Origin of the sequence: Pedobacter sp. ASV28 (assembly GCF_016428855.1) — a bacterium.
In the GTDB taxonomy this organism is placed as follows: domain Bacteria; phylum Bacteroidota; class Bacteroidia; order Sphingobacteriales; family Sphingobacteriaceae; genus Pedobacter.
On sequence record NZ_JAELTN010000008.1, the window covers coordinates 42,481 to 66,366 of the forward strand.

Here is a 23,886-nt window from a genome sequence, read left to right on the forward strand (position 1 = left end):
GATTTTTAAATTAAAAAGATTTATATTGGTTTGGTTTGGTTTGGTTTATATTTTAACCAAAAGTATTAGTTATTTTCGTAAATGCAATTTTTTTTGAAAAAACTTTTTATTCTAATGGGATGATAAGGAAAAACACCACAGTCTTTCGTCACCCCGACTACGTAGTAGCCGCAAAACAAATTTATTTCGTGATCGTAAAGCTATAGTAGATTTTATGACGTTTAAGGTTCCCGTTTTCACTGAAATGACGTTCTGATGAAAGGTTTTGTGCTTCAAAGCCTGGTTATTCAAAAATAATCAGGCTTTGAAGCTATTTCAGTAACAGCTTATATTATCTCACCGCTGTTTTTCTGGAAGCGCTAAATGGAATTAATGCGCTCAACAAAATGATTGTTGCAATGACTGCCACCATACCTGTTGCTTTTGCTGTAAAAGCACAGAGTACAAACAGCAACAACGCAATAAATGCCAACGAAAACGAGATGACCTGTAAACCAAATTTATTCTGCTTTCTAGTCTCAGCAAGTTCTTCTTCGTCGACTTGTACAACCGTTGCTTTACGCAGGGCTTTACGCTCCTGCAATAGCAAGTATTCTTTGCTGATCCATCCCTTTGATGCGGCATATGTCTCGTAAATGATCAATAAAATAAATGGTAGTAATACCCCTAGTAGCATCTCATTTGCACGACTTAATTTATAATCAAGCACCAATGGTAGTACTATTTTAAATAACAGGTTCACGGTTAAGCTAATCATGGTCACCAAAATAGTTGCCTTTCCAGTAATTCGCTTGGAGAACAAAGCCCATATTGGTGGCGCTAATAATGGACCGCCAGTAATCGCACCAACACTTAACGTAAATTCTACAATACCACCAATATAGGGGACAATTAAGGCGATGGCAATCATCCCGAAACCAAAGCACCAAGAAGAAGTACGGGCTACTTTCATTAACTGTTTATCGCTTGCACCAGGGTTAATGTTGCCTTTATAAATATCATTGGTAAATACTGCAGAAACTACATTTAATGCGGTATTTGCAGATGCCGAAGTAGAAAAATACATACCGGTTAAAATCAAACCCATCAAACCTGCAGGCAGTACTTGTTTACAAACCATAAGGTAGGCATTTTCGGTTTCGATCCCTGATAAACCAGGATTAATGGTTTGGTAAATCATGGGTGGCAACATCCACAATACTGGACTTAAGATATACAAGCCCGCAAAAAGAAACGCTACTTTAGAAGCCGATTTTGGTGTATCTACACTGGTGTAACGTTGCACAAAAGTCCAATTACCGCCAATATAAAAAATGTGATACAAGGCAAAAGCACCAATAAATCCCCAAGTGTATTCGCCGTTAACAGGCTGGAAAAAATCATCGGGAACTTTGGTTAAGAAATTCTGTACACCACCCGCTTCCGTAAAAGCTAGAGGGATAATCAACAGCACCGCTGCCGTTAAAATCACAAACTGCAAAATGTCGGTGACCATTACCGCCCACAAACCACCTACCGCGGTGTAAGCAATCATCAAGATACCCAATACCACGGTTACAGGCACTAATGGGAATTCGAGAGAGGAGCCCACTAATTTAGAAACTGAATATAACACCGAGCCTTTGATGAACAGTGACACCAACATAAAGATGTAGATGAAGCTTTTTTGAACTTTCTCGCCAAGTCTTTCTTTGATAAATTCTGCTGCCGTTAAGCTTCCAGTGGCTTTCCATTTGGGCGCTAGGTACAAACCTGTCACCAAGCCACCAATACACATGGTCCACTGAATGGTAACGGCAACCCAACCATACTTATAAGCAATGGAACCCCATGCCACAAAGGTACCTGCTGAGAAAAAGCTCATGAACAGCGATAAACCTCCGATGAACCAAGGCACTGCTTCGCCGCCCGCGAAAAACGACTTGAGGTTACGGCCAGTCCGCGAGAACAGCAGACCAATTACCATGATAAATACGGAGAAAACAACGATGACGGAGGTATCTATTAGCGAGTTCATTCTTAATTAAGTATTGATATTTAAAAGTTAGGGGTATTAAACGTCATTGCGAGGTACGAAGCAATCTCAGTTTTATTGATTAGCGATTGTTGTAAGATTGCTTCGTACCTCGCAATGACGGGGTTTAAAAAGTTCATCTCTAATACATCCCCAATTCACCTAAACTATTTTTTATTTGAGTTCTTAATGGTTTGTGCAGCTACTTTTCTCAAATACTTTGCAAAATCTGCAGGAACTTTATTTGGTACAAATTGGATGTTTTCAGGAGAGTCTTTAAATAGAAAAGCATACCAAATCAATCCGCCTAAGTACCTTCCTGCTTCGTTAGCGTGGTTGGCGTCAAAAGTAAATTCCTTATTGTTTTTCCAAGAATAACCCATGTTCAACGAATTGATCTGATTTGGAAGATTAGGATAGGTTGGATTGGCAAAGTCGAATGCAGTATCTTTTTTATAAGCATATTCTGCGCCAGTAGCCACCTCTTCAAAAGCATCTCCTACTGGAATTATTCTTACTTTCAGTTGCTTGGCCGCAGCATGATAGGCCTCTCTAGATTTTTGCCACATTTCCATCTGATTTTGCGCCAACTGTCCAGTAGCTACCCTACCAAAAGTTTTTGCATCAGAGCGATAGGCCCAAGTTTGGTGTAGTACCACCTCTGCTTTTGGCTGAATGGACTTAACGAAGTCGTAAAGCTTTTGGGCATAAGGTGTATAGCTTTCTTTATCTGCAGAAAGATAAGAAGCTTGTTGTAAAGTAACAATATCCCACTTCCCTTCTGACAGGAGCGTACGTAAAGATTTTCCTTTATACGGTCTGCCTTCTGCACTTTCCGGATTGGTCTCTGCTGCCTCCACGTATTTCCAGTGCTGCTCCAATGAATGACCACCTAATTCGGCCCTACCAATGATCAAATGCTTTCCTTTTTCTTTAGCCATTTCGGGCAAGTAGGCAGATGCATTTTGAGAAAAGCTATTGCCAATCAAAAATATGCGAAGGGTATCGTTTTTGGTTTGCCCATAGGTAAAATTGCTTAACAGCATGAGGGCAATTGCCCAAAAGAAAATCTTTTTGGCATGTTCGATCTTTTGTACGATCATTTTAGTGTAGTTCATTTGTGTAATAATTTTTGAATTCAATACGTAGCTTGTCAATTAAAGTCCTCAACGAAAAGCAAACTGGTTTGGTCTGGTATGGTTAAAAATCAAATTTATGAATTATTTCTAATTTTCAAAATCAATTCAGAGGAAGTAGCTCACCTTTGATCAAAATTTTTCCAATGTAGGCCACCGTTTTATTATATTTAGCTGGATTAGCAGTAATATCCGCCGATTGGCTTTCTCCCAAAATCTGCTTTTTGTCGGGAATAATATCAGACACGGTAAACTTCACCGTATGTATGCCATCTGGTAACTCAAAAAATTCTGCCTGTCCCCTATACCTGTTATTGCAATAGAAGTTAAATCTGTTGATCAGGTCTTCGGTATTGTTTGCTGTTTGGGTTTTTAACACCAGTGTTCCTGCCTGTTTATGGATGGTTGTTTTCTTTCCATCAATTTCTAAAGTGAGCTGCCCCACTTCTGGCCCACCAATGTCAAAAAAGCCGATCATGTTGCCCTTAAATTTAAACGTGAAGTATTCTCCAGATTTTTCGGCCTTCATTACATAAGGGAACCAGCCTGCAAACTGCTTAAAATCTGCCAATCCATTGGGATCAAACTTAGTCCAGCCCTTGCTAAACTGAGCGACAGATGGAGCGAGCATTTTCGCCTCTTCCCAATTATCTGCCAATAAGGGCTTTGGCAATTCGTGCTTTTTATTTTCGGCGTAGTTCTGCATTTTAAGGAACGAACGTGCAATTGCCTGTGCGTATAGGTTCCCTCCTGCTTCCACAGGATGTGTACCGTCGTTAGAGAAAACGATCTTGTCTGTTTTGGTTCCCGCTGGTGCCTTCCAAAGGAGCTTATCTTCTTTTTCGAGCATACTTGCTTCAAGGCCCATATGTACCGAAGGTATTTGGTAATGATCCGCTAATTTTTCCAGTCCGAGAATATTTGGAGGAATTTTTCCGCTGGAGTAGGTTTTGGTCTGTCCACTGTAAATGGTGTATAGCAAACAAATATCCGTTAAAGGGTTGGCTTTCCATATTTGGCGAATGATGCCTTCCATTCCTTCTGCAAAAGCATTGTTAACAGCAAACTCCACAAAAACCAAATCAGGTTTGTACTGCAGCACTTGCTCCTGAATCCTACAGGCACCCAAATCAGTTCCTGTACCTGATATCCCTGCATTAATAAACTGCATTTTGGTATTAGGATACATCTCTTGGATAAACTTGGCCGATTGCATTCTGTACAAGTTAATGCCACGGGTAATGCTTCCGCCTATGTACCCTATCACTAAGGGTTGTTTCTTTTTTGCCTTGTTAAAAAAATTGGGAAGCCCTTTTCGTACAAAAAAATCATTGGGATCATTAAAAGTGCCAGGTGTAATTGCAGGTGTTCCTGATACTAAAGGATCAAAAAATAACGGCAATGCCCCCGCTTGACTGGCCGCAATAAGCCGCTCCCTTTCTTGAGTTTCTTTACTCACAGTTGTGTTTTTTTGCGCATAACCAGCTAAAGAGAGCATCAATCCGAAGATTAAACAAGCTTTTTTATAAAACATCGTCAAGTTTATTTATGGTGTTATGGTTTTACGCCTTCTAAGGTGAGGTGAACCTGGCGTACTTCGTTCTTATCTTTGCTTTTTAGGTTTACACTAATGCTCACAGGTTGATGTGGATCGATTTTATTAAAGGACCATTCATAAGGATAAGCCAAACATTTAACCCCAGTAGACGCATCATCATTGATGACCAACTCTGCCTCCGCACCTGTTATTGGTGAAGTACTCAAATAGGTATAAATAGAATCCCAACCAAATGGAGAGCGAATTCTGAAAGCGTACAAGGTGCCCCAAGGCGCTCCTAAATTAATTTCTTTCATTCCCTCCTTTACTGGCAAAAGTTCTTTTTCTACCTTGTTTGTTTGAAGTGGGAAAGAATAAGCGACCATACCTTTCCCAGCTACTGTTGCTTTTATTTTATGCTCAGCAGACAGTGCACCTATTGGTTCAGAAGTTTGACCTTGATAAAGTTTAATCCCCGTGTTTTTAATCCCTATTTCGTTGACATTAAGCGTAAGGTTAAACTGTTGTTGCTTGCTGGATTCGTTTAATAAGATGACCCAAAAACGGTCCTTTGATTTAGCCGTAAGGTAATTGATTTCGGGGATGTCAATGCTGACCAAGCCTTTTTTCAACCAGATACTGGCATCGGCATCGTCGTAAATGGTTCCTTTTCCACCACCATAAATTCGGTTGTTAAACCAAACAAAACCTTCTTGCTTGCCCCAAGGAAAACTGATATGTCCATGCGATCTTTGTACGGCTTCGGTCACTAAAAAATCTAAGGTAAAAGCAAGATGCGGAGCAATATGATGATAGTAAATTGAATTGATATCTGGTCCTTTGTAAGGATATTCGGCACGGTAAGTAAGGTCAGTAAAACCTGTGGCATAATAACCAGGGTAGCCAGAAAAACGTCCAATAATAGAGTTACGAGCGTATATTTCGAAAATATCACGTTTATTATATTCAGCCATCCGCAGCAAATGCGGTGCCCAGGTTGACATGAAAATATGGCGAACGTTTTTATTCGGCAAAAAGAAGGTGCTCGGTTGCTCTAAACCAAGTCCTACAGGAGAAATTAAAGATTGTGGAACTTCCTTCTCTTTCACATCTCCAGCACGACGGGGAAAGCCCAAACGAAATTTATCGCCATTTTTCCACCATAAATTGGTATTCCCTTCATACTGATTGCCTTCGTGGATTAATTGCATTTTATCTTCAACCGTTGGATATGAAAGGATGCCCGCAATGGTGAAAAATGAAGCATACTCTGCTGCCTTTGCAAACGAAGCATCTTTAGTCACTTCATAAAGATCCATCAAGTCCCACCAATAGGGATAAAACGAGGTGTTATAAAATGGTTGAGCGGTAAGCAGATTACTTTTGGCGCCATACACCTCATTTTGTACAAACTCTTTGGCATGCGAAACGGCCTCATTAAGCCATTTCTTATCTTTTGTAAGCCGGTATGCGGCTAATTCCTGCGTCCATGCAGGGATGTTTACCGAGTAGCCCGAAAGTTTGCGAGGTAGCTGGTCTGGCATGGCAACTTGCAGCAACCAAGGGTTTTTCTGTCCTAACAGTTGGTTAAGCGATTCGAAATAAGCCGTGTTAAATTGTACGTTTTTGTAAGGATTTAATTCGAGCGACTGCTTTGTAGGATTATACGGTGCGCCTACACCAGTTGCCCATCTGAATGCACTACGCGAAAGGGTGTATTCTATGGTTGGCAAGGCACGGGTCAGGTACAAATCTTCATCTTTACCAAGTACCGAGGCTGAAATAATGGCCAAAGGCGATGATTGTGCTACGGTTGGCGCAATTTTAGGATCAGCCTCTATATCATAAAAGCCTTTCAGCTTTGGGTTCCATCCCGAAGCATCCTCATTTTTGATAAGATCGATGATGTTAAAGGCAGCATTGGTTAAAGAGGTCGAATCTTGTAGGCGATAATCTTTTACCTGATAAATATGGTTAGAGATATAGACCAAAGCCTCATTCCAATTGCCAGCAACTGCTCCAATGTTGAATTTTCTTTTTAAAGTGGCTCCTTTCAACAATTTCGAATCGCTTAAACCGAGCACTGGCGCAAAAGCCACGGGCTGTACTTCGTTAAACTCATTTTTAAGTGAAAAACCCATGCGTGAGCTCACATCTTTTGCCCAATCTAAAGGAAATTCATCGGCTACGCCCGACACAAATAAGCTTAGGGGTTTACCTGTATTGACTACCTCTACAATGGCCAAAGGTTGGGGTGTCATGGCACTAGGCACCAATAGCGGTTCCTGCGGAATGCGGGTATAGTTGAACATGGGAGGCAACTGCACATTTTTTACGCTATTGGCCGCAACAGCTTGAAAAGCCGAAACTACAAAACTGTAAAAACCTTCCTCTGTGGCTGCGTACTCCAAACTCAATTCGTAATTGGCCGACTCGGGTTTTAGTTTCCAAGTGCTTTTTACCTCATTTCCTTCTTCGGTTAAATAGATAATTTTAATTTCTTCGGACGATATTTGTGTAATGGATGTTGGTTTGCACAAAAGCAAATCGCCAGAGAAAAATGGATTTTTAGCGCCATTTGGATCCATTACCTGATAAGTTTTTCCGTTGGAAGAAAAGGTGGTGATGCTCGATGCATTTTTCCAAGAGGCATAATAGGGCCCAAATTCGATTTTAGGTTTCTTAGCTCTTAACAGGAAAATCCTATTTTCTTCTGTATTTTGGCTAAGGCTTACCCATTTGTTATCCTGAAAAACTTCGGAGAGGGTAACAATCTGTTTTTTGTTTGTCTTAGCATCCAAAACTTCTTGTATGGTCAGTTTTAGCTTGCCATTGGTTAATGTACCAAGTACTTTTTCTTTTTTAGTGAAGCGAATTGGCGTAGTGATATTTACCTGCGCTTGGCTTTGAGCAACCTGTACAGGTTTTAAATAATAGCTATTGAGCGATTGCTCTTTTTGGTTAGGGTCAAAAGATTCATCGGTGGTAAAAAAAATAGCATCGCAGCGGGCAAAACTTAACTTGGTATTTTTTAGCCTTAGCAGATTTTCGCCGGCATTTAAAGTCACTTTGCCTACTTTTTCCCAATAATATCCTTCTTTTAAATGAGCTCCAGATTCTGTACTCACTGGCTCATCATTACAGATCAAAAGATATTTTCTTGTTCCTGGTTTATTTTCAGCGTAGTCTCTTGATTTGGTCCACACAAAGTAAATGCCCTTATTGGCTATTTTAACCATGGTAAATGCGTCAGCAGTGGGTTCAGCAGCAGCAGATCCAATGAGCGCTCCTTTTCCAGAAACATTTGTTCCTGCTTCTTTACCAAAAGCCCATCCGCCTGGAAATTGAAAATCTTCTGCTTCTATCAGGTAATTTATTGGTGCTTGTCCGTGAGTATTTACAGCAAAAAAGCAAGCAAACAATATCGTAAAACCTATTTTCAAATACTTTGTATCAGCATTAACCCCTTGTTTCATCATCAATAATTTAAGGCAATCACTTTTAAACCATAAGCTTCAATTTCGATATTCCATATTTGATCAGTAGCGGCTAATTTTTGCTTTTTTGAAGCAGGGTCCATAAACACCGCACTTTTTATTTTGCTTACCGAAGCCCCCTGAATTTTCTCGGGGTTAATATGGATTTGTGTGTTTAGCAGTTTGTTGCTGTTATTGAGCAAAACCAAAAAGCATTTTTTCTGATCTGTGTTGATGGCTTCGATATAATCCAAGTAAGGGCTGTCTGCTTTGAGCAAACCATCACTAAGCATTAACGAAGCAGGCATGTTATATATTTTCCCTTGTGCAAAGCCATAACTTTGATGCGGCCCTACTTTTGGCGTAATAAATCCTCTTGGAAAGGAAACTTCACCATAAGAACGTAGTTTTGCCTCAGACAAAAGATAGTCGGTGATCCAACCAATTTGCCACCAAGCGTGATGCGGAAATGAGCCTGGCCCAGCATTCATAGCCGTCCAATAATAAGAAGCTACACTTGTTTTTTTGTCCACAAAAGCATCGCGGCCCCATGCAGCTGCTCTTGCCATATCTAAATAAATAGGATCTTTGGTGAGCTCGTAAATACGCACAAATAAGCCTGCATGACTGGCCAGTAAAATTGGTCCAAGGGAGTTGGCAGAGCCTATGCTTCCGCCATGTTCGAAGCTTAAGCCTACTTGGCTAATTTCCCAATCTTGTCGACTAATGCCTTTTACCGTTTTCACCTCTTTAGTAGGAATGGGATGCGTATAAATAGAGGTGGTATAAAATTTAGCTGCTTTAATGGCCGATTTTAGATAAAGGTCCTTTTTGGTCAGTTCGTAAAGATCCAATAATGCTTGGATACTTTGTCCCGTGGCAAAATCTTGCACAAATCTGGTATCACCGCAAACGCCTAAAAAATGACCGCTATCCACCGCTTGTTTGATATACCAATCTGCACCTTTACAAGCTGCTGTCAAATATTTTTGATCTCCCAAAACTCGATAGGCAATTAACAATCCGTAAAACGTTGGTCGTAAATCTTGAAGTTCTGTAAAGAGTTGCTTCTCGGAGGCATGGTCGTAAGCTACCGCCCATTCGCCCTGCTGCCCTTGCCAAGCCAACAATCGCTCTGCACCTTTCCTTAGTTTATCTTTTAATTCGGCATCGCCTGGTTCAAACAACAAGATGTTGCCGATATCCATCATGGTATAATAGGTTACGCCAATAGGTTCAACATATGGCCCCCACTCTTCTGTAAACTTTTTGCTTTTAGATAAGTAATATTGCCCCGCAGCAGAGCCTTCAAAAAAACCTGGCTTCTCCTCTTGTTGAAGCAATTTGAAATTACGGGCAAACGGTAAACGTTGTTGCTGTAAAACGGAGTCTTTCATGATACTTGAAAGCATCCACATTGCTCCGTAATCGGAATTTTTCATCGCATCTTTATCTGACCCCAACACGCCGCCTAGATAGGCCTGCGCACCAATCGTTAAATTTTTATACTGTTCGGTACGCCACATAGAGGTCTTGTCGTCGACCACGTATTTATGCATGGCCAAAATGCGGTCTGTTAGCGATTGCGAAGTTTGCTTTAAGTCCAAAAAGTCCTTAAAACGATAAATATCATAAACGGCGTGTTTAAATACCGTATACCAATCTGCGGCTTGAAGCGAGTACCTAAAAGTAAAGCTTGTAGTTTCTCCTTTTTTAAGGAAGGATCCTTTTTGTCCTAATACTGGATGATAAGCCGTTGGAGAAAGTTTTGCCTCCCTATTCATGAGCGAAAGCCCCAACAACCATTCATTATGGGTATTTTTATCTTTGCTCCAAGGGTTTCTTCCTGTGCCTGGCTCTGGAATAACAGCCATGGTTACCCCATTTTTTGAACTGATCAATGGCGAAAGTGTACTTGCGGTACGTTCTCTTACCACAATTGGTCTATCTGGGATGCCTTGACCATAGGCATAAGCTTTTACCAAGTCTTTTTCCACCGCTGCTCCCTGAAAGTATCCAGGCATTAAACCCCAAGAGAGTTGGTCATTTGAAACCGTTGACAAGGTTGGGCTTGCGATAGAATAATAGCCGTCTTTATTGGCTTTCAAGGTTATTTTAACCGTAATATCTGTAGGAAATTTTGGATCAATTTGCCATAAAGCATTGACGCTTGCCGTTCCTGTTTCTTTAGAGAAGCTGAGGGATTGATCCTTATTTTTGGTGATCTGATCTGGATAGAAATGAATAGCCTCCCCCGCAGTATTTAACTGCACCGATTGCGTGACCTGACTCCAATGAGAAGTAATGTACTTGTAAATAGGTTCAGGGAAATTTGACTTTTTGCCATTTTTATCAAACAAGGGAGCCTCCACCGTATCTGGTTTAACGGCCGTATAAAGCAATGTATAATTCCCCTCTGGATTAGGCACCTGTATCCAATTTTGTTGGCCTTTAACTGCAATATTGGTAATGCGCCACCCTTTCTCTCCTTTTTTCCATCGAAAGTCCAGTTTTGATCCTTTCAGCATTACCTCCTCACTACTTCGCCAAGCAATATTACTGAAGGCGATGAGGATAAGGCAGCTCAAAAGGCCAATATAAAACGCATTTTTTTTCTTAAAAGTCATGGCTAAGCAATGGGTATTTTTGTTTTAACGTGAGTGATGTATTTTAAGGCGTCATTGTATGTTACTGAACAATATTTAATGTCAATTCTTTTACGGTTTCTTTAACAGACGAACCCAACCTGTTTGAAACCAAGAAGGAAACTTTATATACACCTGCTTTATCATATTTGTAAATAAAATCCGAAGGCTGTGTGCTGATATTTTTAAGCACATAACCTACGTCTGACTTGATGAAATTTGGATCTAATTGTTTAGACACCACCCAATCTTCATTATCGTCTGAACCTACTGCACCACCATACATCAATAACTGTGCGCTGGTAATGGTCCATACTGCTGCTGGGTTCTTATAGTTAATCCCCACCCAACCTGCATCTGCCATCACGGCCAATGGCGTAATCGAAGTACCACGAACCGAATTGGCATTAAAAGTACGGATGACCCAACGGTTTTGTTGGGCGGCGGTTTTCACATCTGTGTATTTAAATGCCACAGAAATTGGTTTTCCGAGATCTGAAAAATCAGATAAATCGATGGCCCCAGAAGGCGTATTATCCGCACCAGTAGAAAATACTGCACGACTGGAAACATCGGTCCATTTTGCTTCACTAACGGTAGTGGCATTAATGGCTCCGGTAATGTCTGAAGTAACCATTAACGAAAGGTTTTGTCTCACCCCCCTATCTACCAAAGAGGTAAATTGAACTTGCAACTTACCAGGCAATGAGGTACGGTTACGGAACTCATATTTCTTTCCATCTTCTCCAGAAAAGAAGGTAATGTTATCTGGATTTCCTGAAAATTTAAAGGTTATTTCTTCACCAACTTTATAGGTTAAGGCGGTAGTGTTCACCTCAAATTCAGGCGTTTCTACTGTATCTTTTGCACATCCCGATAAGACAACCAATAAAGTACTTATCGCAAAAATCAAGTGTTTCATTTTTTTAATTTTTATGGTCATCAAATTTTACCAGCCAGGATTTTGATCATGAACGCCAATCCCTGGATTAAGCACCAATTCTGAATTTGGAATTGGGAAAAGGAGATTTCTGGCCGAGGTGTTTTTACCTGCCGAGCTTGCATATCTCCAGTTAGATGGTGCGCTTGCGGTAATCTCCGTTGCCAAGGTATTCATTTTGGTCACGTAAATGCCCCAACGTTTTAAGTCATGTTGTCTCATCCCCTCAAAAGCAAACTCTCTGGCTCTTTCATTTTGAATTTCTTCCAAAAATTTAGCTGGAGCTAAGCCTGTGGCCACATCCACCGTAGGGTCTGCGACGTTTACGGGTTTGTTGTGGCCTCTTCTTCTTACTTGGTTCAGATAGTTTTCTGCTAAAGCATTAGGTCCATTATTAATGGCGTTGGCCGCTTCGGCATACATCAACAACACATCTGAATAGCGCAATACAGGAAAATTAACGGCATTAAAATCTTTTGTTTTAGGCATTAAACTTTCATAAGTTCTACGCCATTTACCAATGTTACGGTCGTAAATTTGTGCGGTAGTCCAAGCCGTTTGGGTAGTCACGTTATTGGTAGTAGTGTACCTAAATGGCGCTATACACCAGTCACGTCGTACATCTGTGGCATCGTATAAATTATACAAACGGGCAGTAGTGTTGATACTTCCCGTAGAATATCCTGGATCAACCAAATCTGTACTGGTAATGCCATTGCTAATTCCCAGGGTACCACCTTGCATAAAGCTACCCGTATTATTTCCATAAAAACCAACTTCCCAAATACACTCCTTAGGATCCTGTAAGTCTTTGGCAGCGTTAATGAAAATCTGTTTGTAGTCGGTATTTAAAGCATGTCGGCCTGAGTTGATTACTTTTTCAGACCATTGCAGGGCTTCAGTATATTTCGACTGGTCATTTAAGGGCTGTCCTGCCATGGTTAAACAAACTTTAGCCAATATGCCCGCTACCGCAGATTTTGTTATTCTCTCACTGTATTCAATACCTGTATCTGTTTTATCAGCAGGGTCTTTTTTAATATCCAGCACCAAAGGGTATGCTTCCGTCATATCTTTTAAAATCTGTGCGTACACGTCTTTAAGTGGTGATCTAGGCAGTGGAACTTCTGTTGGAATTTTAGTAGAAGTCAATTTCAATGGCACACCACCAAAATTATCTGCCAATAAAAAATAGTAATACGCTCTTAAAAATAATGCTTCTCCACGCACATTGTTTCGTCTCTGCTCGTCCATCACTGGTTTATTGATGTTTTCAAGCACTGCATTGGCACGGTCAATGCCTTGGTAAAGCGCTTCCCAAAACCTGCCGATATCCACATGTGCCGCGTCAAAATCTAATACATAAATGGAAGCCGTGGAAACATTGCGGTAAAAAAACTCATCGCTAATGGCCAAGTAGGTAAACAAACCTCTACGGTAAGTTCTTTCATCGGCCAATTTATTATATACGCCTACCAAAGCGGTATTCAGTTCGCTTTCGGTATTAAAATGATTTTCTGGCGTTTTGAAATCAGTAGGTTCTGTTTCTAAAAATTTCTTGCAGGAAGTAAACGGCAAGATCAGTAAGATGCACATCAAATAAATAATCCTTTTCATGTTCAATTTTTTAAGTGATTATGATTTATAATGTAAGGTTAATTCCAAAAATGATGGTTCTTGCTTTTGGGTAGGCCGACCAATCAAAGCCAGGGGTAAGCGCCGAAGCATAAGTAGAAACCTCTGGATCGAGCCCTGAATAATTGGTCCAGGTCAGTAAATTCTGACCAGAAGCATAAACCCTAAAGTTTTTAATCTTTAACTTTTTAAGCAGCGACTGGCTTAGCGTATAGCCCAAAGAAACCGTTTTTAACCTTAGGTACGAGCCGTCTTCAATGGTTCTGGACGAATAAACCAATGGCCCTTGTCCGTACACTTTATAAAGTTCGTTGGTTTGGTTCTCTGGTGTCCAGCGGTTAGCATAAGAAGCAAACATGTTTAATGAGTTTCTATTTTCGCCACCTTCAAATTCAATCCGATTGGCATTCAGTAATTCATTGCCATACGACCATTGAAAGAAGATATTAAGGTCAAATCCTTTATAGGTGAAATTATTAGAAAAACCACCCGTATGGATTGGATTAGGATCGCCAATAATGGTTTGATCATAGCCGTTTACTTGTCCATCGCCATTAATGTCTTTGTATTTGATAAAACCAGGCTGTACGGTTGCTCTGGACTGACCGTTGTTAGGCACATTATCTTTTAGCACATAACTGCCATTGGCCAACTGGTTAAAATCACTGTACTGATACACGCCATCCCAAACGTAACCATAAAATTGTCCTATTGGGCGCCCTGGAATAGCAATGTAAGGATAGGCATTGTTGAAGTTGCCCCAGTTGATTCTAGATAAGATGGATGGGTCTTCCTCCGTTAATTCTAATACTTTATTTCGGTTAAAGGAAATGTTAAAGCTACTGTTCCACGAGAAAGTTTTATTCTTTATATTGGTGGTGTTCAAAGTAAATTCAAAACCTTTGTTGCCTACTTTACCAATGTTGCGCATCCCATTTAAAAAGCCTTGCGAAGGAGCTAACGATGAATTGATCAGCAAATCGTAGGTTCTTTTATCATAGTAGTCTGCCGTTACAGAAATGCGATTTTTCAATAAACTCAAATCTAAGCCAATATCAGCTTGAGCGGTAGTTTCCCACTTTAAGTTTTTGTTTCCTAAAAGATTTGGAATGGATCCGTTCACTGGACTGTTGTTAAAGTTATAGCCAGAGTTGGAAATAATTTGGTATGATGATAAATAAGCAAAATCAGTCACTCTGTTGTTTCCAGTTAAACCGTAGCTGGCCCTTAATTTAGCACTTGTAATGGGCTTGATTCTTTTCATAAAAGATTCGTCGCTCACTACCCAAGCGAAAGAGCCCGAAGGGAAATAAGCCCATTTGTTCCCAGGAGCAAATTTAGAAGAACCATCTGCCCTGAATGAAGCCGTGAACAAATACCTAGATTTATAACTATAGTTCAACCTTGTTAGGAATGACATTAACGCCGATTTTGAACTGGTAGAATATATACGACTAGGAATTCCTTCTTCCAATCCGCTAATGCCTAAGGATTCATTAGGTACTTGCGTAGCCGCAAAACCAGAGCTGAAACTTGATATTTGTTGAAGGGTAAAACCTGCAAGCGCATTGATGTTATGAACCTTCCTAATATTTCGCTTAAAAGTGATGGTATTTTCACTCAAATAATTATTCACATCGTAATTCATAATCGAGCCATTTACCCCGTTACTACTTGAAAGTGGATTACCCGATCTGGTGTTTGAATTGTTAAATATTTCTTTCCTCGTATCCCTTTTGGTAATTCCACCAGATGCCTTAAAGGTGAAATAGTTCAGGAACTTATATTCGGCATAAGCATTGGCCAATATCGCATTCACAAAAGAAGGATTATATTCATTTCGGGTAGATATGGCTGGGTTGATGCGATATTCTGCCGTAGGGTTCACATCTGGATCAAAAGGTTGCTCTACCAATTGTTCATCGGTCAAGGCATCGCCAGTAATAGGCCTGTAGCCCCAAACACTGTACATTAAGCTGGCGGTGGCACTACCATTTTGCTCTGTAGCAATGGTACCATAGGTTTTTGTATTAGAATAATTAAGATTTACGCCGACTTTAAGCTTAGGGTTAATGGTCTGATCCAATACAATTCGACCCTGATATCGGTTAAAGCCACTGTTAACGATAATCCCATCCTGATTTAAAACAGAACCCGAAATGGAATATCTGGTTTTATCGGTACCGCCATTAATGGATAAGAAATGGTTTTGCATCGGTGCGGTTCTGAATACTTTATCTTGCCAGTTGATTCCTGGTACATTTCTATAGTATTCTAAATCCCTTCCATCTTTAAGATAGATGGGGGTGTAAACGGCCGAATTAAATTCCAGTTGATATTTAACAAACTCATAAGGACTTAATAACTCCTGCTGTTTAAGGTTTTGCTGAAATCCAAAATAGTTCTGATAAGAAATGGTAGGATCGCCTATCTTTCCCTTTTTGGTGGTGATGATAATAACACCATTAGCCCCCCTAGCACCATAAATAGCAGTTGCAGAAGCATCTTTCAAGATATCGATCGATTCTACCTCGGCTGGGTTAATGATGTTGTTGGTTGGATCTTCAATGGGAAAGCCGTCAATGACATACAAAGGTGAATTGCTTTGTGTGATGGAGTTATTTCCCCTGATGGAAATTTGCATAGGTGCTCCTGGTTGACCGTCTGATGCCGTCACCTGAACCCCTGCAACCCTACCTGCTAAAGCATCTTCTAACGAGGCTACGGGCGCTTTTTGCAAATCCTCTATGCTCACCTGACTTACGGCTCCTGTTAAATCTCTTTTCGTAGTAGTACCATAGCCGATCACTACAATCTCGTCCAAAACTTTTAAATCCTTGGTCAATTTTATACGGTAAACGGTAGCAGCGGTAATGATTACTTCTTTAGTGATAAAGCCCGTGTAAGAGAACACCAAGGTACCTTTTGGCTCTGGAATAGCAAACTTAAAAGTACCATCGCTATTAGTTTGTGTTGTGCTGTTGGTTCCTTTTAATTTAACGTTGACACCTGGTAATAGTTCACCCATATCATCGGTTACCGTACCAGTAATGTACACTGGTGCGGGTGTAGTATTAGATTTGAGGCGCTTTAGTGCATTCACATTTTGAAAACTCAAAACGGCACAGATTAAAACAACATAAAACTTCATTACATATTTGGTTAGTACAACATATTTGGTTAAAACTTCGCCCTATTAGCTTAAGGCAGTCTATTTTAGAGCAATTGCTTTCTTTAAATGAATATTTGCGGAAGATGACCCGATCAGGATTTCAAATGCACCTGGATCATATCCAAATTTTTTAAGCTTGGTTTTGTAGTAAGCAAAAGCCAATTCATCCAGTTTAAGGGTAATGGTTTTTGTTTCGCCCTTTTTCAAAAACACCTTCGAGAAGCCTTTAAGCTCTTTAAAAGGTCGTGGTACTGGACTTACTACATCTCTCACATAAAGCTGCGCCACTTCTGCACCATCGCTATTTCCTGTATTGCTAAGCTTAAAGCTCACTATGGCTTGGGGCGATTTCCCTTTGCTACTTACCGTAACTTTCAGATCACTGTATTTAAAAGAGGTGTAAGACAATCCAAAACCGAAAGGAAACTGAGGTGCTACATGCTTTGAGTCGTAATAACGATAGCCCATAAATATACCTTCTTTGTAACTCACCCTTTTACTATTAGCCTCGTCGTAATAATAGTTAAAAGCAGGGTTATCTTCCCATTTTTTCTCAAAACTGATCGGAAGTTTTCCACTTGGATTGGTTTTCCCAAAAAGTATTTCTGCAATGGCTGTTCCGCCCTCTTGTCCAGGATACCAGGCAAACAACAATCCTGGCACTTTGGAAATCCATTTTTCCATGTCCACATTGCCACCCGCATTTAAAACTACAATCGTTTTAGGGTTAAGACCTGCAATCACATTGATCAAGCTATCTTGGTAATCAGGCAATTCAAACGGACGGTCATTTCCTTCACGCTCACTACTTTCATTAAAGCCCACACAAACAATGGTTGCATCTGCACTTTTTGCAGCACTGATGGCTTCAGAGAAATCCAGTACATCTGGAGCCCAAGCAAAATTGATATCTACTGGATGTGGACCAGCATAATATTCAAGTTTTACGGCATATTCCTTACCAGCTTCTAATTGCAAGCTTACACTTTTAGTGGTAATGCCTTGGTCTTTCCAAAGATCAATCACTTTCTCGTTTGCTACTTCAAGCCTAAAACCATCAAAACCTTTTACGGTAAACTTATATTTTCCGCTCTTTTCTGGTTTAACAAAACCTGTCCAGCGCATAGAGCAGTGATCAAAAGGGAATCCTCTTCCCTCGGCCGCAATGTGCCAGCCATTATTGATACTTACAATGGTATCTATAGCTGTTTTAAAAGGCGTTCCAGACAATTTGGTGTTGTTAAAATATTCTGCTTTTAAGCCGCGTACTGGAGCACTTGGATTATGGTAAAACACCGACTTGGCTACCTGATCAGAAAGGACAGGTAAACCAGTAGATGCTATGACCTTAATGTCTTTTGAATACTCTTGGATGCCTTTAAGCACCGAAACAGAATGAAATGGAAAAGTATAGGAACTACCACCACCTGATACATAAGCATCGGCATTGGGACCAATTACCGCTAACGTTTTAATGTTTGTAGATAATGGCAATACTTGTTTCCTATTCTTTAATAGCACGATGCCGCCTCTAGCCAAATCAAGGGCTACTTTTGCGCCATCAGGATTATCTTTTGGGATGGAGGCATCAAGTTGTGGCTTGTCGTAAAAACCAAATCTGAAAATAATACGCAAAATCCTTCTCACCTTATCATTGAGCACTTCTTCATTGAGCACGCCATTTTTAATGGCCAAATCAAGATCTTTTTTATTCATTCGCACTGCTCTGGGCATTTCCAAGTCTAAACCACCTTTAGCAGCTTCTACCCCATTATAGGTTGATGACCAGTCTGACATGACAAAGCCATCAAAGCCCCAAAGCCCTTTTAAAATCTCATTATTCAGATAATCGCTTTGGGTAGCATGAACACCATTTACTAAATTATAGCTGTTCATTACCGATCCGGCTTTCGCTTCTTGAACCGCTGCTTTAAAAGCAGGAAAATAAATTTCGTGAAGGGTACGCTCATCAATATCTGAACTTACATTGTTACGATCCCACTCCTGATTATTGGCTGCATAGTGTTTTACCGTGGCCACTACTCCTTCTCCTTGCAGCCCTTTAATGTAACTCACCCCTATTCTCGAATTCAGGAATGGATCTTCACTAAAATATTCAAAGTTCCTTCCGCTCATAGGTGCCCTCACAATATTCACCCCTGGCGCAAGCAAGATGTGTACGCCACGTGCTTTTGAGTCTCTACCCAACTCCTTGCCCAACCTTGTAATCAATCGGGTGTCCCAAGTAGCTGCCGATAAAATACTGGCTGGATAAGCTACTGCTCTTCCATCTTTATGCGTACCTACTGGACCATCGGTAAGTTTAATTTCGGGCAAACCCAATCGTTGGATGGGTCTAATGTAAAAACCTTTGTATCCACCAATATAATCTAGTTTTTCTTCCAACGTCATTTGGACCAAAATGGCTTTCACTCGATCTTCTACAGGAGCTTTACTGTTGGCATACACTTGTGCATAGGTATTTGTAGCACAGCAAATTACAAAAAAGAACAGGGATATGCGCTTAAAAGAAATTGATCTAGTCATTGATAAAGTAATTTATATTTTTTTTATAGTGATCTTACTATCGCTAACAGCACCATTTGGTTACACTGACAGCATCATGGCTTAATCATTATATTTGGCTACATCCAGTCGAGAAACTGGTTTGGTTTGGTTTGGTTTAATTAGTTAAACAAAAGTATAAAATATTCTTAATTATCAAACATTTTATTTTTTTTGTTTTTAAAGCTAAAATTTGCGATAAAACCTAGCTACAGGCGCTTTATGATTAGTTTGGTATGGTATGGACTTTTTTTCATAAATATCCCTTAGCTTTGCATGGAAAAACCTATAAAAGTGGACCATACTAAAAAGACAGCAAAAGCTACCCCGAACGTTTCTACGCACAGAATGAAATATCTTCAGCTTGCTGAGCATATTAACCACCTGATTGAAACCAACAAATTGAAAATTAATGATCGTTTGCCTTCATTAAATCAATTGACCGAGCAACTGAAAATCAGTAAGGAAACTGCCTTAAAAGGTTTAAACTACCTTTTGGAAAAAGGGATTATCGAGGCTGAATATCGAAAAGGATATTATGTAAAAAAGAAAAAACAGTACCATCCTTATCGCATCTGTTTAATTCTTGATAAGATGAACGTTTTGAGGGATCGAATCTATCATTCCTTTTTAGAAACCATTAAGGATAAAGCTGATATTGACGTTTATTTTCACCACCATAACTTCAAGGTTTTTGAGAAATTAATCGACGAAAATCTTCCCAATTACACCCACTTTGTCATCACTACTTTTTTGCATGGAAACACAAAGGAAGTCTTAAATCGCATTCCACCTCAAAAAAGAATCATCATTGATTATCAGGAGAAAAATCTGGATGGCGACTATACCTGCATTTACCAAGACTATAAAACCGACATCCAAGAATCACTTACAGCATTACTTCCACAGTTAGAAAAGTATTCAAGGTTGGTGCTGGTTGCTCCCCTGGAAGCTTTCCATGCCAAGGAAGTGATTGATGGTTTTGAATTATTCTCGAAACTTAATTCGAAAAAACACACCATCGTCAATACCATAGATGATTCGTTTGCTAAAAAGGGAGATGCCTACATCACTTTTAGTAGATATGACCAGGATGATGTGACCCTGATCAAAATAGCTCGCAAAAAAGACTGGAAACTAGGTAAGGACATTGGTTTGCTTTCCTACAACGATACTGCAGTTAAGGAAGTTTTAGAAGATGGCATTACCGTAATCAGTACCGATTTTAATAAAATGGGCGAAGAAGCGGCCAAAGCCATATTGAAAAAGGAAGTGGTTAAAATGCGTGACCCTGCCAAGGTTATTTTAAGAAACTCGCTTTAGGTTATTGCTGACTGCCATACTGTTTCAATATCATTATACCTACATCTAAATCAATTTTTAAGATATATTGTAAATTTACTTCCCATTCCCAGAGCACTTTCAACAATAATTTTTCCGTCTGCAGCATTTACTATTTTTTTCGCCAGGTACAAGCCTATGCCTTGCCCTTCAATTTCTTTCTGTAGCCGGCCATACATATCAAAAATCTTGTCAAGCTGATTTTCAGGCATGCCCGCACCATTATCCTCCACTGAAAGTATAATCTCGTCACCGTAATTGACAGTCTTGATATGGACAACTGGTAATTCTTCACGTCTAAATTTAATCGCATTGGACACTAAATTATAAAGGATACTACGAAGACTCTTTTTAGAAAAAAGAATGTGTTTCACTTCAAGTTCACATTTTATAACTGCACCGGCTGAGCGAATTCTATCTTCTAAGCTCCATTCGATATTTTTAATTAGCTCTTCCATATCTACCTGTTCCCGCAAATCGTTTTCTATTTTGCTAATAGTAGACAGGCTTTTTATCAACTCGCGGAACTTTTTAACAGATTCACCGATCATATTTATAAATACTCCTATATCAGGGTCACTAGCATCCAGAGTATTGATAATACCAATGCTACCTTCTATATTACCTAAAGGTGATAAGAGATCATGGGAGGCGGTTAATACAAAACGATCCAGGTCCGCATTAATGCGCAACAGGCTTTCATTTTTCCTGTCCAATTCTAATTGTATCCTTTTTAGTTCTGTAATATCATTAAATGTGATGATAGCACCAACGGTCTTGTGATCCGACTGCTGCACATAGGGCATAATCATAATCTGGTACCAACGATTATTAGTCGTTTCGATTTCCTTGGTGATTGCATCGTTGTCAATGAGTATCTTTTTTACATCTTCAATAATGGGTTCCAGTCTAATATTAGTCGTAATTTGACTTAGCGGACGTCCTATATCTGTTTCCATAAGGTTAATCTGATTGGCTGCACTGGGAGAAAAACGCATTAACAGCAGTTCTTTATTCACAAACAACTGACCATTAAGGTTACTCCTGAAATAGTTGTTAAGGTCATCATTGACTTCAGAAAGTTCTTTATTCTTTAGCTGGTAATCCGAATTGATAGTATTCAACTCTTCATTAACAGATTGCATTTCCTCATTTGTACTTTGCATCTCTTCGTTAGCAGATATAAGTTCCTCGCTAAAAGACTGCATGTTTTCATTCGATGCATCTAGTTTTTCGTAGGCCGAATTAAGTCCAATTCTGACTTCCTTCAGCTCTTCCTCCAAATTCAGCGTATATTTGTTATAGTAGACCTTTTCATCAAATACCTTGTCCTCGCTTGATGGAACACCATCAGTTTTGCCCTCGCTGAACGTAACTAGCAATAATACCTGGCCATCCTTATTTAATATCAATGGGCTAACACACAAGTTGACATCGAGCTGTTTTTGATCGAGCTTGACTTTGATACCGATAACACTAACCGGCGACTTAGTTTTCAAGACCTTTACTCTCAAAGTAATAAATGCTATCGCTAGCGCTTTAGGTAAAAGGGCCACCAAGTCGGAATTGAAATTTTGTTTGATTAAGTATTTATTGGTATCGCCGATTGATTTCAAGACTTGATTATTTTCGTCAACACAAATTGCTAAATATGATTGTTCGGCTGCTAAGGCATTACTCATGGCTTCAGCAAGCGTGTGATTAGTCATGTTAGCAAATGTCATTGGCCGTGACAACTCTGTCCGTTTTATGCTCAATAATTCAGGCATTGAAAATGTGCTAAAGCTAATATCCTGCTTAACTTTAAGGTTTTTATACAAACGCCATTTTTTATCAACCACCTCTAAACTATTCATGATTGAAGAGGGATTTTCGCTGGTGCCTAAAAATAGGTAACCGCCCATTTTTAAACCGAATAGTAACATACTGAATATTTTTTTCTGCAATACTGGCGTCATATAGATCAATAGATTCCGACAACTGATTAGATGCATATTGCAATAGGGCGGGTTCCTAGCTATGTCATGCTGGGCAAAAATAACCATCTGCCTGATCCTTGGTGAGATTCGATAATTTTCACCTTCTTTAATAAAATATTTTCCTATTTGCTCAGCACTTATGTCCTTAGTAATCCCTGCCTGATAGATCCCTTGACCCGCTTGTTTCAGGGCTAAACTGTCAATATCTGTAGCAAAGATCTTCACTGTAAGACCTTCATATGGCCCAGTCAACTGTTCGGCAATCATTATGGCAAAGGAATAGGCCTCTTCTCCTGTTGCACAGCCAGCTATCCAGATCTTTAATTCCTCCCCGGGTAAAAGTTGAGTTAGCAGGTTTGGCAAAACCTTAGCATTGATAACATCAAATGCCTGCCGGTCACGGAAGAAAGAGGTAACACTGATTAAAAAATCCCTTGCAAGTGCCTCTATTTCATCGGGTGTTACTTTTAAAAATTCAAGATAGTTGTTCAATGTGAGTTTGAGGTAGGCTGCTCTTCTTTTTGTCCTGCGGAGCAGGGTACTTAATTTATAATCCGAAAAGTCCATCGGCAATTGCTCCTTTATCAGATCAATAATCCCTTTGAAGTATTTTTCAACATTCTCCTGATCTTCCTGTTCCGCACCAGCTTCACTGGTATATTTAACATACTCTTCTATAGTTCCCGGCATGAGTTCCGGTTCCAATAGAAAATCGACAAAACCAGTGTTTACGGCGCTGGTAGGCATGCTTCCAAATTCTGTCGTTTCCGGATTTCGGGCAATCACCAGCCCTCCAGCCATTTTTATGACGCGAATCCCTTCTGCACCATCCGAACCCATACCAGATAGGATAACACCAATGGCCTTTTTCCCACTATGCATAGCAAGAGAACTAAAAAAGGTATTGATGGTTAGATGAGGCCCTTTATCACTTTTCTTATTAGTTAGGTATAAACAATGATCATGGATAGTCATAAACTTATTGTTAGGAATCAGGTAGACCTGATTAGCACGGACAGTCATCCCATTTTTAGCTTCTTGAACGACCAATTTGCTATGCCGGGAAAGTAGTTCAACCATGTGGCTTTTATAAGCCGCTGACAGATGCTGTATAACTACATAAGAAACTCCGTCTAATGGCGTATAATCAAAAAAAGCATTGATATCTTCCATGCCGCCGGCAGATGCACCAATGGCAATGATATAACTCGGGTGATCTGAAAGCATAAATTTTATTTTTAAGAGCTTGACCGTATCAGAAAATCTGTTTCAGCTTGACCGTATAAATATACAAATTATTGACGATGAGGAACTTATTTTAAACAACATTTTAATCCCTTAACATTCTTTGCATCGATCTATCAAATGTGATTTCGAATATTTTCGGGATCTTGAAAGTTGTTATTGGTGGTACTTTTTCATGACCTTGTAATAAAATTCAATGTC

At 39.8% G+C, this 23,886-nt stretch carries 11 protein-coding genes; 1 reads left to right on the forward strand and 10 read right to left on the reverse strand.

Features of this window, described 5'->3' with window-relative positions:
• Positions 1–331 precede the first annotated feature (331 nt).
• The 9 genes from JHD79_RS04420 to JHD79_RS04460 form a co-directional block, all read right to left on the reverse strand.
• A complete protein-coding gene (locus JHD79_RS04420; protein WP_199117996.1) occupies positions 332–2,017 on the reverse strand; it encodes a sodium:solute symporter family protein in 1,686 nt (561 codons plus the stop codon).
• A 164-nt stretch (positions 2,018–2,181) separates the two neighbouring features.
• A complete protein-coding gene (locus JHD79_RS04425) occupies positions 2,182–3,132 on the reverse strand; it encodes a DUF4886 domain-containing protein (protein ID WP_233164561.1) in 951 nt (316 codons plus the stop codon).
• Between the two features lie 121 nt (positions 3,133–3,253).
• Positions 3,254–4,609, reverse strand: a complete 1,356-nt coding sequence (locus JHD79_RS04430) for an SGNH/GDSL hydrolase family protein (protein ID WP_370583303.1) — start codon at positions 4,607–4,609, stop codon at positions 3,254–3,256.
• A gap of 95 nt (positions 4,610–4,704) precedes the next feature.
• Positions 4,705–8,166, reverse strand: coding sequence for a hypothetical protein (locus tag JHD79_RS04435; RefSeq protein WP_199117998.1), 3,462 nt, complete (start codon positions 8,164–8,166; stop codon positions 4,705–4,707).
• Positions 8,166–10,790 carry a glycerophosphoryl diester phosphodiesterase gene (locus tag JHD79_RS04440; RefSeq protein WP_233164562.1) on the reverse strand — a complete coding sequence of 875 codons (2,625 nt, stop codon included), beginning with the start codon at positions 10,788–10,790 and terminating at the stop codon, positions 8,166–8,168. The genes JHD79_RS04435 and JHD79_RS04440 overlap by 1 nt, the downstream gene beginning before the upstream one ends.
• A gap of 61 nt (positions 10,791–10,851) precedes the next feature.
• On the reverse strand, positions 10,852–11,730 hold the full coding sequence (locus JHD79_RS04445; RefSeq protein WP_199117999.1) for a DUF5017 domain-containing protein: 879 nt from the start codon (positions 11,728–11,730) through the stop codon (positions 10,852–10,854).
• A gap of 27 nt (positions 11,731–11,757) precedes the next feature.
• Positions 11,758–13,365 (reverse strand): RagB/SusD family nutrient uptake outer membrane protein, encoded by a 1,608-nt coding sequence (locus tag JHD79_RS04450; RefSeq protein WP_199118000.1) that lies wholly within the window; start codon positions 13,363–13,365, stop codon positions 11,758–11,760.
• 25 nt (positions 13,366–13,390) lie between these two features.
• Positions 13,391–16,534 carry a TonB-dependent receptor gene (locus JHD79_RS04455; protein WP_199118001.1) on the reverse strand — a complete coding sequence of 1,048 codons (3,144 nt, stop codon included), beginning with the start codon at positions 16,532–16,534 and terminating at the stop codon, positions 13,391–13,393.
• A 60-nt stretch (positions 16,535–16,594) separates the two neighbouring features.
• The gene (locus JHD79_RS04460) at positions 16,595–19,102 is read right to left on the reverse strand and encodes a glycoside hydrolase family 3 C-terminal domain-containing protein (protein ID WP_199118002.1); all 2,508 of its coding nucleotides are present in this window, start codon (positions 19,100–19,102) and stop codon (positions 16,595–16,597) included.
• Between the two features lie 294 nt (positions 19,103–19,396).
• Here JHD79_RS04460 and JHD79_RS04465 point away from each other — a divergent pair, with 294 nt between their 5' ends.
• Positions 19,397–20,443 (forward strand): GntR family transcriptional regulator, encoded by a 1,047-nt coding sequence (locus JHD79_RS04465; RefSeq protein ID WP_199118003.1) that lies wholly within the window; start codon positions 19,397–19,399, stop codon positions 20,441–20,443.
• 50 nt (positions 20,444–20,493) lie between these two features.
• On the opposite strand, the gene JHD79_RS04470 is transcribed toward JHD79_RS04465, so the two are convergent.
• The gene (locus JHD79_RS04470) at positions 20,494–23,667 is read right to left on the reverse strand and encodes a chemotaxis protein CheB (RefSeq protein WP_199118004.1); all 3,174 of its coding nucleotides are present in this window, start codon (positions 23,665–23,667) and stop codon (positions 20,494–20,496) included.
• Positions 23,668–23,886: the final 219 nt, after the last annotated feature.